Source organism: Brucella sp. NBRC 12950 (assembly GCF_030268145.1).
Taxonomy (GTDB): domain Bacteria; phylum Pseudomonadota; class Alphaproteobacteria; order Rhizobiales; family Rhizobiaceae; genus Brucella.
On record NZ_BSQC01000002.1, the window covers coordinates 149,049 to 162,383 of the forward strand.

The window sequence follows — 13,335 nt, forward strand, 5'->3', positions numbered from 1 at the left end:
GTGAATGAGAGAAGAGAAATTATGATCCGACAGATCACGACTATGATCATTCTCGCTGCAACCCTTGGGCTGGGCTTTAACGCCTATGCGCAAGATCAGGCAGCGAGCGCAAGCCCTGACCAACCAGCAGAGCAGAACGCCGCTCCTGCGGCACCGCTCTGGCTCACAAGTTGCTCGAACCAAGTGCAGACGGAAGAGCTGTTGTGTGAAGTATCTCAAAGTATTGTGCTGCGACAAGGCAACCAAACCCAGCGCGTAGCGACCGCTTCAATCAACCGAGTTGCCGGTAAATCAGAAACAAATGCCTTTTTTACGCTGCCATATGGTGTGAGCTTGCCCGATGCAGTCAAAATTCTGATCGATGATAAGCAGGTTGGAACGCTAGCGTGGCAAAGCTGTGATACTGGTGGCTGCTATGCAAGTGCCAAGGTTGATGCAGCATGGCTGAAGGCAATGCGGGATGGCAAGACGATGACGGCGAATTTGAAAAGCCGCGATAGCCGTGATCTCACGTTCTCTTTCCAGCTCGCAGGCATTTCAAAGGCTGAGTCTCTGTTACCAGCTGCCCACTGAAGTGAATTGACACCTTCCATGAAGCCGCGAATGCCTTGCGTTCGCGGCCTTTTTCGTCAGATAGAAAGCACGTAATACACAGCCAAATTGTTCTCCGATCTAAATCTCACCGCACAAAATCCGAAACTGGCTTATAAGTGTGCGTAGTTTGGCCTTCGCAGCCGCTCATCTAACAGGAGATTTGGATGATCAAACTCATTACGTTTACCTCTTTGGTCGCCGCCATGCTTTCGTCAACAGCTTTGGCTTCCGGGGCAGGATCGATTGATGAGATAACTCTGTCTTCTGGGGGCGTTGCGGAAATCTCCAGAAAACCTTTGGTCTCCAGTGACGGCTTGGTCGAGATCGAAGTTCCGCTTGGTCAGGTTGATGACGTACTCAAAAGCTTGGTGCTTAAAGGCGGTAGGGGCGTTATCAATAATATTTCTCTTGCGGGCCCAAGTCCGCTTGATGAGGTTTTCAGGCAACTTCCTTTTACGCCGTCAGACTTGTCTTCAATTTCAAGCTTGCTGTCGTCGATTCCGGGCACCTCAGTCACGGTTTCAAGCGGTGGGAAGACAGTCAAAGGCAAGATTTTGGGCATTGAGAATGCTGCCGGCACAGAAGACAACAAACTCTATCTACTTACCGTTCTTGATCAGGATGAGAAGATTCAGACGATAAAGCTTTCTGAGGATACGTCACTGGGTATTGACGATCCTGATATTAAAACCAAACTTGCAAATGCCACCCAGGCGATGGGGAAAGGCAGCAACGACAGCTCTCGATTAATTCGAATAGCGGCCAGCGACCTAGGGGACGAAGATGCCCGATTAGCTTATGTCGTTGCCGCCCCCATTTGGAAGGCAGCCTACCGCGTTCTGACACAACCCGAAGGCAAGGCACGCCTACAGGCATGGGCAGTGGTTGAGAATGCCAGCGGGGAAGATTGGAAGGATGTGAAGCTCACGCTCACCTCGGCTGACCCCGTGACCCTCAAACAGCGTTTGCACCAGATCTATTGGAAGGACAGGGTTGAGATTCCGGTAAACGTCGCCACTGCTAATTCCGTCGAAGCGGACACTGGTAACTTGAACAATAGAATTCGATCAAGTTCTTTGAGTAAAAAAGACACCGCATTTGAAAGCGATGAACCGGTGATGGAGGCAGCGCGTGCGCCGGCACCTGCCACCAGCGGTTACGGCGGAAGTTCCGCGAACGAGCCTCTGGATGGCGCAACTGCCACAGCCACTGAAAATGATATCAGCGCAAGCTTTGCACTGCCGGGCACTTTCAATCTGGCTAACGGGGACAGTTTGTCGGTGCCCATTGCGGATGCGCAAATTGATGCTGAGATGATATCTATTTATCGCAGCGCCAGCAGCAGCGCTCATCCTGTTGCCGCCCTTATGCTCAAAAACGTGACCGATACCAGCATGCCGGGTGGTATTCTGACAGTTTATGACAGCCGCACCGGTTATGTTGGGGACGCAGAACTTATAGGTTTGCCAAAGGGTGACACTAGAATTGCGGCGTTTGCCACCGATCGCAAGGTGACAATAACGCAAGAGCAGCAGCCCACCCGGCAGATCATCGACATCAAGGTGGTTGATGGGGTCGTGCGCATTTCCGAGAAGCTGCGTGAAACCACGACGTATCGAATTTCCGGTGCTCTCGACGCGGACAGGACGATTGTCATTGAACATCCTACTCGTGACGGCTGGTCGTTCTCGTCGGATGCCGAGGATGGTAGAACTCTCTCCTATCGACGATTAAAGACTTCGGTAAAGGCAGGCCAGGAAAAAGCTGTCGTCGCGGTCGACGAGCGCATTCAAGATGAACGCTATGGGCTCATTGATATTGATCCTGCGACGCTTGTGAGCTGGTCTTCAACGGCGTCCGATAAAGCTGTTGCAGACAAATTCGCTAAGCTCGCCGACGCGCAGCGCGTGAAAGCTGAAAAGGAGCGGGAACTGCAAAATTCGGAGGAAAAACTGCAGTTTCTTCAAGATGAACAAGAGCGCATTCGCCAAAACATCGCTGCCGTCCCAGAGAATAGTGACCTGAAATCCAAGTACCTCGCGATGCTGGACAAAAGCGAGACAACGATTGCAGATGTGTCAAAAAAGAGAGAAGCAGATAAGGCCGAAATCGATCATCTTGCCCAGCTTCTCAGAGAGCAGATCAGGAATTTTTAGACCGCTCAGATTTTCAGTGGATGTTTTGGTGGTAGATCGCAAAAAATGCAATTGTCGTAAATGACCCTATGGCGGTGAGCAAAAATGCTCGCCGCGCAGCCTGGCGGTCCTTGCTGAGCGAGCCAGTTACGGCAGCAGCCAATGTCCATAGGATAAGAAATGCCCAGAGCAGTAAAGTGTAGACGGGCTTTGACAGATCATAACCGCCTCCACCAATTGATGGAGATGTGGGCGGCGTTGGGTTCAAAAGCCAGTTAATTGCACCTGTTATGACGACCAGCAGGGCTATCCATAGATAAAAAATGCGTTGTGGCATCTTGTGAGCCTTAGTTCTGATGACGGGAAAAATTGGTAGAAGGAATGGGCTTGGTAGCAATGCAGTTTGAGATCACCTTCCGCAAGCCTTCTGCGCCGAAATCAAACTTTTTTGCATGTTCAAAGTAGCTGAAATAGCAACAACTTGGAGGGCAGAGCAAAATGGCGAGAAGCGATGACAGCATACGTTCAGCAGGCATTCTGCAGATCGAAATCGATTTTTGCCAAAGCCGATATGAAGCTGTGATGGAGCGAGAGCCCAGTAGAATTTTCAATTCGACGGAATTTAGTTAAGACGAATATCGAGCACTTTTTCGACCATTCCTGTTGCAAGGTTCACGAAAAGATCTGTGTTCGCGCGCGTCAAATCCAGACAAGCTTCGATCCAGATGCCATCCAATATCGCATGCACGCAAATGGCCGCGCGCTCAATTTCTAAAGAAGTAAACTCTCGCCCTTCTGCTGCGAAGACTTCTGCGAGGAGCGGTTCAGTCGCCTGTCGGAGATTGGCATAACTCTCATCGCGGACTGCCGTGATCATGGGGTCAATGCGGCTTTGGCTGATGAAGGTCGCCCACAGCGAGAGCATTCTATGATCTGATGCCTGGCCATCCAGCGTTGCCTTGATGAACTGCAACAGGCGCTGATGTGGTGTCCCTTCGCGTGCGTCCAATATCTCGATACTGGACGCAGTGATCAACTCCATCGTCCGACGATAGGCTTCAATAATAAGATTGGCTTTACTTTCAAAATGGTGACGGATTAAGCCATTCGTTACGCCAGCGCGTGCGGCGACGGCACGCACAGTTGTCGCCTGAATTCCAAGCTCAGATATGCATTCAAGGGTCGCTTCAATCAACTCGCGACGACGTTCGTTTTCCGGGGCTCGTTTAAACAGGCTCGCCATAAAATAAAGATTCTCCTTCACCCTTCCTTTGTTGCACGTCTCACTGCAAAGGCAAAGCGCGGATGTGTCATAATTATGCGCTTGCATAGTTATTATGCATCTGTATAATTAATAGCATAATGGACTGCCTAAGGAAAATTCCGACAAGGCAGCAGGGGAAATGCAATCAAGGCGAGGAGCATTTTCGAAAGTTGAGCAGCCGGCCAAAGCGCATGGAGATGTTTATGCGCTAACGATTAATCGCGACCGCGATTGCGGAGTGGACGCCGAGCCGTGTGGAACTCGACTTTTGAATATGAAGGATCAATGGCGGACACCAACAGCGCAATCGCAGTCAAGGATCTACACAAACGTTTTGGCACGCTGGACGTTTTGAAGGGCGTCTCACTTGAGGCTAATTCAGGCGATGTGGTTGCTATTATCGGCGGCAGTGGATCGGGCAAATCGACTCTGCTCCGCTGCATCAATCTGCTGGAAATTCCGAGTTCCGGTTCGATCGCCATTCACGGCGAGCAGATCAAAATGCGCAATCTGCGGGAAGGTATGGAACCCGCCGACGCGCGTCAGGTGCAGCGGATCCGTGCACGCCTTGGCATGGTCTTCCAAAGTTTCAATCTATGGCAGCATATGACGGTACTGGAAAACGTCATTGAAGCTCCGGTTCACGTGTTAGGAGTGCCGAGAAATCAGGCCATCGCCGAGGCGGAGATTATTTTACGCCGTGTCGGACTTTATGAAAAACGCGACGTCTATCCGGCATTTATGTCCGGTGGACAACAGCAACGTGCTGCAATTGCACGTGCTGTTGCTATTCAACCTTTAGCCATGCTTTTTGACGAACCAACCTCGGCACTTGATCCGGAACTGGTTGGAGAGGTGCTCTCGGTCATCAACGATCTCGCGAAAGAGCACCGCACCATGGTTCTTGTGACCCATGAAATGAAATTTGCGCGCAATGTCGCAACGAAAGTTGTGTTTCTGCACGCCGGAAGGATCGAAGAACAGGGAACACCAGAACAAATATTTGGCGATCCGAAATCGGAGCGTCTGCGAAAATTCATTAGTTCGACAAACGGCTGATGAGGGAACCGCAACATAAAGATTGCGCTCTCATAGGGAAAAGAAAACGGAGGAAGAGATGAAAACAACATTGAAGGCATTTGCGATAGCATTTTTAGCCGCTACAGCGATGGCGCCAGCCGCAAAGGCGGAAACATTAAAAGTCGCTTTTGGTGCGGAGCCTTATCCGCCGATGTATTACCCAGACGCTTCCGGCAAGTGGCAGGGTTTCGAAATCGAACTGGCGGATGTTGTGTGCGAAGCCGCGGGCCTTAAATGCGAAACTGTGCCCATTGCATGGGATGGCATTATCCCAGCACTGACGAGCGGCAAAGTAGATATGATCATGGGTTCGATGTCGATCACGGACGAACGCAAAAAGCGCGTCGATTTCTCTGATAAATACTACAAGATTCCGCCAATGATTATCGGTGGGAAAGACGCAAAATTTGATGTTACCCCGGAAGGTATGGCGGACAAGGCCATCGGCGTTCAGGTTTCAACAACCCATCAGGCCTATGTGGAAAAGTATTTTGTGCCCAAAGGCGCAACGCTGAAAGAATACCAAACACAGGATGAAGCCAATAACGACCTTGCCGCTGGACGTCTTGATGCTGTTATGGCCGATAGCAGTGCATTGATTGACTTCCTCAACACGGATGTTGGCAAGACCTGCTGCGAGAACAAAGGGACGCCCGCTGATGACGTGGGTATCCTTGGCCAGGGCGTTGGCGTTGCCGTACGCAAGGGTGAGGACGGTTTGCGGGATAAGCTCAACGTTGCGATCAAGAAAATTCGCGAAAATGGCGAATATGATCGCGTGGCGAAGAAGTATTTCACCTTTGATGTTTTTGGCCAGTAAGTCCCTTCCAAGGCTGTTGAAATGAACTCTGTCTTCCCCGCAATCGTCGATTGGAGCCTGCTCGCCTATGACCCGCCGGGGTGGGGGCGCGCGCTGCTCTTAGGATTACTGAATACTTTGCAAATAGCCGTTGGTGGTTACGTGCTTGGAATAATGATTGGCGTTTGCGGGGCAGCTGGAAAACTCTATGGCGGTCCAGTCGTAAAAGATCTGCTCGGGGTGTACACCACTGTCGTTCGCGGCATCCCCGAGCTGGTCTTGCTTCTGTTACTTTATTATGCCGGCACGCAATTTCTCAATTCGATCATGATCAAGCTCGGTTATGGTTCAGTTGATGTCAGCGGTCTTGTGGCTGGAATCATCGTGATAGGTCTGGTTCAGGGTGCCTATGCCACCGAAGTCATTCGGGGAGCCATACTTGCAATTGCGCCAGGCCAGATCGAAGCTGGACGTGCATTCGGCATGTCTCCCATCAAGATCATGCATCGCGTCACTTTTCCGGCGATGCTGCCCTTCGCCATACCTGGTCTATCTAATCTCTGGCTGATCGCCACCAAAGACACCGCACTGCTGGCTGTTGTGGGTTTTACAGAACTCACGCTTGTCACGCGTCAGGCGGCGGGCGCAACCAAATCCTACATGCTTTTTTTCCTGAGCGCCGGCGCAATTTATCTCACCATCACATTGGTTTCGACGGCTCTTCTTCGTGCTGTAGAGCGCCATTACAAACGCGGTTTTCCGGAGGCCCGCTGAGATGGACACAAGCACAACCACTCAATACCTACAAATTTTTCGCGACTGGCTTCGTCCGCATCGCGTCGTGTTATTAGCGTTGCTAGTGATCGCTCTCGGCTTCGTAGTTTACCTGGGTGAATGGGACTGGCTTCCACGCTATTTACCGCGCATTTTCTCGGGCATCGGCATTACAATTTCCATGCTTGCAGGAAGCGTTTTCATCGGTTTCCTTCTCGCTGTCCCGCTTGGCATTGTGCAAGTCACCGGTCCATGGTGGCTGAAAGCGCCAGCAACCATATTCTGCACAGTGTTTCGCGGTACACCGCTGCTGCTGCAACTCTGGTTGCTGTATTATGGTCTCGGTTCGCTATTCCCGATGATCCCGGGCATCCGCTCATCCTTCCTCTGGCCCTATCTGCGTGAGGCTTGGCCTTACGGTCTTTTCGCGTTGACCATGTCTTTTGCAGCATATGAAGGTGAGGTCATGCGCGGAGCCTTTGCCGGCGTCCCCTCGGGTGAATTACAAGCCGGACGTGCATTCGGGATGGGGCGCTTTAAAGTTTTCCACCGTATCTGGTTCCCACGTGCATTCTATCGTGCTCTGCCAACACTCGTTGGCGAAACCGTTCTGCATCTTAAGGCAACTCCACTTGTTGCAACAATCACTGTGATCGACATTTATGGTGTTATCACCAAGGTCCGGCAGGACACACTTCTGACCTATGAACCGCTTTTCCTGCTGGCTGCGATCTATCTGGTGCTGACATGCATTCTTGTGCTTGCCATGGGGCAGGTCGAGCGCCAGATACCTGTCAAAGGCGTCTGAGTTGCAATCAATCTTAACATACTGTGATCTCCAACACCAAAATCAAAACTAGCCGGTAAAGGCGTGCTCTGGCGCTCCCATTTCCCGGAATATTGGAATTAAGCCCATGCGCGACGCACGTTACGATATACTGTTTGAACCTGTTAAAATCGGCCCAGTCACTGCACCTAACCGGTTTTATCAGGTGCCACATTGCAGTGGCATGGGACATCGCTATCCGGACGCAGACCGTTACATGCGGCGGATGAAGGCGGAAGGCGGGTGGGGCGTCATCGCAACACAAGAAACAGAAATCCATCCAACTTCGGATATTACCCCATCCAATCAAGGCAGATTGTGGGACGATAAGGACATTCCACGTCTTGCCCAACTAACAGAGGCTGTCCATGCGCATGGCAGTCTTGCAGCCATTCAGTTGGTTCATAATGGCATTCACATTGCAAACAGGCTAACGCGATTGTCGCCGCTGGGACCATCCGACATTATGGTCGATGTGGAAGATCCGGTTCAGGCACGCGCTATGGACAAATCTGATATTGCGCAGTTTCGAAAATGGCATCGCGATGCAGCATTGCGCGCTAAACGCGCGGGCTTTGATATAGTCTATGTCTATGCCGGACATGATATGACGCTACTGCAGCATTTTTTACTTAAACGCTACAACAAACGTACAGATGAATATGGCGGCAGCTTTGAAAATCGTCTTCGCCTTTTCCGAGAAGTCATTGCAGACACCCGCGATGCAGTTGGTGATAGATGCGCAATTGCTGTGCGTTTCGCGGTCGAGGAATTTCTGGGAACAAATGGATTAACGTTCGATGGTGAAGGGAGGGACGTAGTTGCGGCTCTCGCCGACGAACCAGATCTCTGGGATGTAAATCTCTCCAGCTGGTCAAATGACAGCCAGACTTCGCGCTTTTCGCAGGAGGGGTTTCAGGAAGACTACGTCTCGTTTGTGAAGACTTTAACCTCAAAACCTGTTGTCGGTGTTGGACGCTATACTTCACCCGATGCCATGGTACGGGCAATCAGGAAAGGCGTTTTCGATATGATCGGCGCGGCTCGCCCGTCCATAGCCGATCCTTTCCTGCCCGCCAAAATCCGCGATGGCCGTATTGACGACATTCGGGAATGCATTGGCTGCAATATCTGCACTGCGAGTGACAACACGGTCGCTCCCATGCGCTGCACGCAGAATCCCACAATTGGCGAAGAATGGCGCAAAGGCTGGCATCCTGAGGTCATTCCTGCTCTTGAACCACAGCACTCGGTGCTCATCGTCGGGGGAGGGCCAACCGGGCTTGAAGCGGCGCGTGCCATGGCACAGCGCGGTGCCGATGTCATGTTGGCTGATGCGGCATTGGAATGGGGGGGGCGTGTTGCCAGGGAATGCCGGCTACCTGGCCTTGCAGCCTGGGGGCGTGTGCGCGATTGGCGCCTTGGCCAGCTGCAGCAGGCAAGCAACGCTGAGCTTTATCTTGATAGCCGATTGAGTGCAGAGGATATCTTGTCTTACGGTATTCCGCATGTGGCGATCGCTACGGGCGCGTATTGGCGTGATGATGGGGTCGGGCGTGTTCATCGGGACCCACTCGTCTATCTTGGTGAAGGTGTTACGATCAGTGTCAATGCACTGCTCGAAAAGGGAGCGAGTGTGATCAGCAACGATGGCCCGGTTGTGATATTTGATGATGATCGCTATTACATGGCAAGCGTTCTGGCCGAACTTATCGCATCCTCAGGGCGAGCTGTAACCTTCGTCACGCCAACTCCAATTGTTGCTCCGTGGACGGAACATACGCTTGAACAAAGCCGCGTGCAGCGTCGCTTGATCGAAAAGGGTATAGAGATTGTTCCGTTGCATGAGCTCGCTGGGCGCACGAATGATACTGTTGAGATCGCCTGTAGCTATTCTGGCAAAAGACGCACAATAGACTGCGCAACACTGGTACCTGTCACATCACGCATACCGAGTGACGCGCTATGGCGTGATCTCATCGCCATGAAGGATCAATGGGCTGATCATGGCTTGGTAACAGTTGAGCGCATTGGTGATTGCTTTTCTCCGGGTATCATTGCAGCCGCAACCTATGCCGGGCATTCTTATGCGCGCAGCCGCAATAGCCCTGCACTGGAAGACAATTTCGACATTTATCGATAGTCGAACTCGACATTACGAAAGTGGGGACGGGTCAAGATTTAAAGTCCTGCTCCGGCAGGGTTCTTCTTTGGCTTGCCCCCGTTTGATTGAGAGCGTTGAGGAAAGTAAATCGACAGCGTCATGAAGGCAGTTTCGGGAACCGTTATCGCGGCGACAAGTGATTGGAAGAAATGGCATTCACCCAAGATATCCGAAATCAATGGGACGGAAGCACGGGATACGATTGAGCATTTGATGCGGGCAAGTGAATGACACCGGCCTAAACTAAAAAATGATAGCTGGCATGACTACTGGGAAAGATGATAGCCCGCGTATTTTACGAAAAGCACACGCCGATCGCGACTGCATGTTTATAAATACCTTTACTGTCTCCAAGCCAGCCCGACTTGCGATCCGATTTTAAGGAAATGTTCCCTCGGCGTCATTCCATTCAGATCAAGGTCTGGATTGAGGTGCAAGTATTCGTCATCCACAAAGCCGCGTGGTAGTCGAGGACCGACGTCTTCGGGCCAAAATACCAAGTTGTCATCAGTTGAATAGCCGTCAAAGACGTGAAGTTTAAACGAATATTTCCATGCGAGATAACTTAATGCAACTTGATCTCTGTAAGAGTATTTCTGGATTTCGCGAAACCATAAGTCACCGAATTTTTTTACACCGCGATGGTTATGGTTTCTCAAAAGAATTGCACTGTGATAAAGTCCGGCATGTCTCGGAAGACCGTCTCGTTCGTAATTTTCAATCTGCAATTTAAGAATTCGGGGATCAGCGTATTTCGCTTCGATGACCGCGTCGGACTCCGTGTAAGCGCAATCCCATAGGTCGTGTCTGTATGTTACAAAAGGTACGATCGAGGATAAGTGAAAAAATATTTTATTGAGTGGCGAATTTATTCGAACCGTATTGTCTACATAAAGGCTCGTTTTATAGTCTGACAAAAACAGGTGCGGGCAAAGCTTGACGAGCTTTGATGTCTTCTGCGGCCCGTATAGCGTCGTGTCGACGACTACGAAGCGCCAGGTTTCCGACTCCAGGTTCCTATCGTCAGTGAAACATATATAATCTGTGTCAGCGTCTTCAGGATAGTTGCGGTCCTTGAAAGCCTCCGAAAATCCGAACATGCACGAATAGACGACCCGTTCTTTATAGGGTCGGCCAACAATCTGACGAATGAACTGGTTTAAGCTTTTCATGATACTGTTGAGTTTGCCAATTTGGTGTTGAGTTTCACTAAAACCAAAAATGCAGTGAGAAAAAACCCCGGCGACCGCAAAATCCACCGGGGTTACGCAGTTCACCATCCGCGGAACGCGATTGGCCCGCGCCCATCAAGGCTACACCGAGTTTGTGGCAAAGAAAACTCCGAAATGCAGAAGGCAGAAAGCCTCGAAGCGTCCTTGCGACATGGAAGGCTGCCTGGGGTGTTGACACGAATTGGAGGCTGCTCAGGAATGGAAGGTTATGAAGGCTCCTTTGGAGGGACTGCATCCTTAACGGATCTCGACCGTTGGCCCCTACACCCCCTCGCAACAGCATTCAGCGTATCTCTGCATGGAATTATAGGGAAACAAAGATGCCGCAATTTGATCAGAGTAAGACGGTCTGCGTGCCAGAGGTGTTGGACGCTCTGTGGTGTCGTTTTTTAGCACGCATCAAAGCGTCATCTTGGTACTTGATCATCTTGTGCGCCGATTGTCTGGTACTCAAGAAGCCTCACTAACAAGAGTTGGACAAGGTTCGTCCAAGCCTGATCGACTTCGGCTGCAGCTGCATAATATGAGGAAGTGAGGTTCGCTTCCCTTATTTCCGCAGAGAATGCATTGAAGCCGGCTTGACCGTCACGAACGATCTTTAAAACCATTTTTGCCCGATGTTCATCAAAGTCAAGTTGCTCTGTAATGCTGGAAACTTTTTCAGAAGCGAGTTGAAACGTCGCGGCATGATGTTTCAACTTCGCCAACCAGATTTTCTGCATCAAGATCCTTTAGGTATTTCAAATAATCAGAAGCCGGAGGACACGACTAGATGGCCACGCGGAGTCGGCAAGATATGACACGGACACCCTTTGCTGTGAAGAAGATTGGTGAAGAATAGTCATTGTAGCGTCAATTATGCATGACTAACCGCTAAGCTCGATCGGTATATGTTGGTAAGATGTGCCATCTGAAGCCATGAGGTGTCATAAGGTGCCATTTGGGGGGCTGATCGAATGAGCCGGCTTTTGGCCATACGATGTTCAACAGTATGCCCAACTGTCTTTTGATCGGTAGGAGTGATTCTGACAAACCGCAGCAGCGCCCGCAAGTTTCTCCAATAGCAGGCGCATCGACACCGGAGCAAATGGTAAAGTGAATATTCAGATTGCAATTGGCTCAGTATTCGGGACGGCTTTATGTGACGCTCCTTCAATCGCATTTTGAGAACTTCTACTTCTTCGGTGTCATTTTCAAAAATCTGTCGTTGACATGGTAACGGCCTTGCTGTGCGAACTCGTTTGTCGCCGGAGGCATAAAGTGTATGGTGAACAGGTCAAGCCTTATCCTCCTTCTTACTGAGCCGGGTCGCCCTAACGATTTTCGATGATTGGGCCGAATTTCAGCTTGATAGTTTTGACGATAGATCTGCACAAAATGGACATCGCCGCCCGAAGTCGGTCGCGCGTCACGTCGAGATGAACCTGCAATGTCGCAGTTCCCGCTCACCATTAAGGTGGCTTTTCATTCGGACAAGAAAAGCCCCGGCGAGATGGATCATGCCGGGGCCACGTCTAAACTGTTACTGCTTGTTTTAACGCACGAGCATTCTCTCACAGTCTCCGTAAAAGACAAGTGAACTCACCGGTACATTGCCGGGGCTTCTCGCTTCAAGCACTACATCCGAGTTGAGTTGTTCCTATGATGTTTGATCTTCTTCCAAGCCAGTGTCGTTACTACATAGGCCAGAGCCGCTATTATTGCTCCTTCGATGAATAGAAACCAAAGCATAGCCTGCTCCTATGCCTCAACTCGCCCGCCACCTGAATTATTACCCTTCATCCAGGGCAAGGCGGCTTCCGGCTCTTCGAGTATCCCACGCTTCTTAGCGAAGCCTCGAATGGCAATCTGCGCGACGTCGACCGGTTTAATACCGTCGTGGCTATCGCAGCAGGCTTTCCAAGCTGTCTCATAAATGAAATCCCGGTCGTGCTCGGGCCACTCATAGAGAAAATCCAACGCATCGCCGATGCTGGCAATCTCGCGTACGAGATATGGGCCGTCCTTTACAAAAACAGGACTGTCAAACAAACGGTCGCTCATCGAAACCTCCATTTGATCGAACGCGTAATGTCGGAATGACCGCTTTGATTTAGGCAGAAAATTTGCCCCTTCAAGAGGTCAGTTTATCACAATTTTTTAGCGAATTGACCAGGTGAAGCCGCTTAATGAGCTTGAACGATTGCAACGATGAACCTCGGGAGGAGGGCAGTGATTTAGGACGGTTCTGCGTCACCGCTGTGGAAAAGACCGCGGACGACTGCTCAAACTCGGCCGCCTTGAGCCGCCGGGTAAGATTTCAACATTTTAAGGCCACCTGCTGTTTGCCTCACGCAAGAAAACCCTGATTACTTCACGGACTGGCCGGAAGCGGTGCTGCAAGAGAGCTGGCAACAAGAAATATACAGGAGTTGCCAAATTAGCTTTTAATCGTGTTGGAGGGGCAAGGGCGACCGACGGTGAGCAT

12 protein-coding genes are annotated in these 13,335 nt (G+C 50.8%); 7 read left to right on the forward strand and 5 right to left on the reverse strand.

Features of this window, described 5'->3' with window-relative positions; genetic code table 11:
• The first annotated feature begins 21 nt into the window (after positions 1–21).
• Both QSJ70_RS03645 and QSJ70_RS03650 read left to right on the forward strand, forming a co-directional pair.
• Positions 22–573: an invasion associated locus B family protein gene (locus QSJ70_RS03645; protein ID WP_285534839.1), complete on the forward strand. Its 552-nt coding sequence runs from the start codon at positions 22–24 to the stop codon at positions 571–573.
• Positions 574–758: 185 nt separating this feature from the next.
• Positions 759–2,750, forward strand: coding sequence for a DUF4139 domain-containing protein (locus tag QSJ70_RS03650; RefSeq protein WP_285534840.1), 1,992 nt, complete (start codon positions 759–761; stop codon positions 2,748–2,750).
• A 13-nt stretch (positions 2,751–2,763) separates the two neighbouring features.
• Here the strand turns inward: QSJ70_RS03650 and QSJ70_RS03655 are convergent, their stop codons facing one another.
• Positions 2,764–3,066, reverse strand: coding sequence for a hypothetical protein (locus QSJ70_RS03655; RefSeq protein ID WP_285534841.1), 303 nt, complete (start codon positions 3,064–3,066; stop codon positions 2,764–2,766).
• A gap of 285 nt (positions 3,067–3,351) precedes the next feature.
• The gene (locus QSJ70_RS03660) at positions 3,352–3,972 is read right to left on the reverse strand and encodes a TetR/AcrR family transcriptional regulator (protein WP_215777234.1); all 621 of its coding nucleotides are present in this window, start codon (positions 3,970–3,972) and stop codon (positions 3,352–3,354) included.
• Positions 3,973–4,278: 306 nt separating this feature from the next.
• On the opposite strand from QSJ70_RS03660, the gene QSJ70_RS03665 reads away from it, so the two are divergent.
• The 5 genes from QSJ70_RS03665 (at position 4,279) to QSJ70_RS03685 (ending at position 9,615) form a co-directional block, all read left to right on the forward strand.
• Entirely contained in the window at positions 4,279–5,052 is a 774-nt protein-coding gene (locus QSJ70_RS03665) for an ABC transporter ATP-binding protein (RefSeq protein WP_215777233.1), read from the forward strand.
• A gap of 58 nt (positions 5,053–5,110) precedes the next feature.
• Positions 5,111–5,893, forward strand: a complete 783-nt coding sequence (locus tag QSJ70_RS03670; RefSeq protein WP_285534842.1) for a transporter substrate-binding domain-containing protein — start codon at positions 5,111–5,113, stop codon at positions 5,891–5,893.
• 21 nt (positions 5,894–5,914) lie between these two features.
• The gene (locus tag QSJ70_RS03675; RefSeq protein WP_285534843.1) at positions 5,915–6,646 is read left to right on the forward strand and encodes an ABC transporter permease; all 732 of its coding nucleotides are present in this window, start codon (positions 5,915–5,917) and stop codon (positions 6,644–6,646) included.
• A gap of 1 nt (position 6,647) precedes the next feature.
• Positions 6,648–7,454, forward strand: a complete 807-nt coding sequence (locus tag QSJ70_RS03680; protein ID WP_215777228.1) for an ABC transporter permease — start codon at positions 6,648–6,650, stop codon at positions 7,452–7,454.
• 106 nt (positions 7,455–7,560) lie between these two features.
• Entirely contained in the window at positions 7,561–9,615 is a 2,055-nt protein-coding gene (locus QSJ70_RS03685) for an oxidoreductase (RefSeq protein ID WP_285534844.1), read from the forward strand.
• A gap of 362 nt (positions 9,616–9,977) precedes the next feature.
• Here QSJ70_RS03685 and QSJ70_RS03690 read toward each other — a convergent pair whose 3' ends face one another.
• The 3 genes from QSJ70_RS03690 to QSJ70_RS03700 all read right to left on the reverse strand — a co-directional run bounded on the left by QSJ70_RS03690 (position 9,978) and on the right by QSJ70_RS03700 (position 12,911).
• Positions 9,978–10,895 carry a glycosyltransferase domain-containing protein gene (locus tag QSJ70_RS03690; protein WP_285534845.1) on the reverse strand — a complete coding sequence of 306 codons (918 nt, stop codon included), beginning with the start codon at positions 10,893–10,895 and terminating at the stop codon, positions 9,978–9,980.
• 380 nt (positions 10,896–11,275) lie between these two features.
• Positions 11,276–11,590, reverse strand: a complete 315-nt coding sequence (locus QSJ70_RS03695; protein WP_285534846.1) for a hypothetical protein — start codon at positions 11,588–11,590, stop codon at positions 11,276–11,278.
• Between the two features lie 1,018 nt (positions 11,591–12,608).
• Complete coding sequence (locus tag QSJ70_RS03700) at positions 12,609–12,911, reverse strand: DUF982 domain-containing protein (protein ID WP_285534847.1); 303 nt, start codon at positions 12,909–12,911, stop codon at positions 12,609–12,611.
• Positions 12,912–13,335: the final 424 nt, after the last annotated feature.

Excerpts from the sequence above, each read along its gene's own strand:
- QSJ70_RS03645 (WP_285534839.1), top strand. The coding sequence starts at position 22 with ATGATCCGACAGATCACGACTATGATCATTCTCGCTGCAACCCTTGGG.
- QSJ70_RS03650 (WP_285534840.1), top strand. The coding sequence starts at position 759 with ATGATCAAACTCATTACGTTTACCTCTTTGGTCGCCGCCATGCTTTCG.
- QSJ70_RS03655 (WP_285534841.1), bottom strand. The coding sequence starts at position 3,066 with ATGCCACAACGCATTTTTTATCTATGGATAGCCCTGCTGGTCGTCATA.
- QSJ70_RS03660 (WP_215777234.1), bottom strand. The coding sequence starts at position 3,972 with ATGGCGAGCCTGTTTAAACGAGCCCCGGAAAACGAACGTCGTCGCGAG.
- QSJ70_RS03665 (WP_215777233.1), top strand. The coding sequence starts at position 4,279 with ATGGCGGACACCAACAGCGCAATCGCAGTCAAGGATCTACACAAACGT.
- QSJ70_RS03670 (WP_285534842.1), top strand. The coding sequence starts at position 5,111 with ATGAAAACAACATTGAAGGCATTTGCGATAGCATTTTTAGCCGCTACA.
- QSJ70_RS03675 (WP_285534843.1), top strand. The coding sequence starts at position 5,915 with ATGAACTCTGTCTTCCCCGCAATCGTCGATTGGAGCCTGCTCGCCTAT.
- QSJ70_RS03680 (WP_215777228.1), top strand. The coding sequence starts at position 6,648 with ATGGACACAAGCACAACCACTCAATACCTACAAATTTTTCGCGACTGG.
- QSJ70_RS03685 (WP_285534844.1), top strand. The coding sequence starts at position 7,561 with ATGCGCGACGCACGTTACGATATACTGTTTGAACCTGTTAAAATCGGC.
- QSJ70_RS03695 (WP_285534846.1), bottom strand. The coding sequence starts at position 11,590 with ATGCAGAAAATCTGGTTGGCGAAGTTGAAACATCATGCCGCGACGTTT.
- QSJ70_RS03700 (WP_285534847.1), bottom strand. The coding sequence starts at position 12,911 with ATGAGCGACCGTTTGTTTGACAGTCCTGTTTTTGTAAAGGACGGCCCA.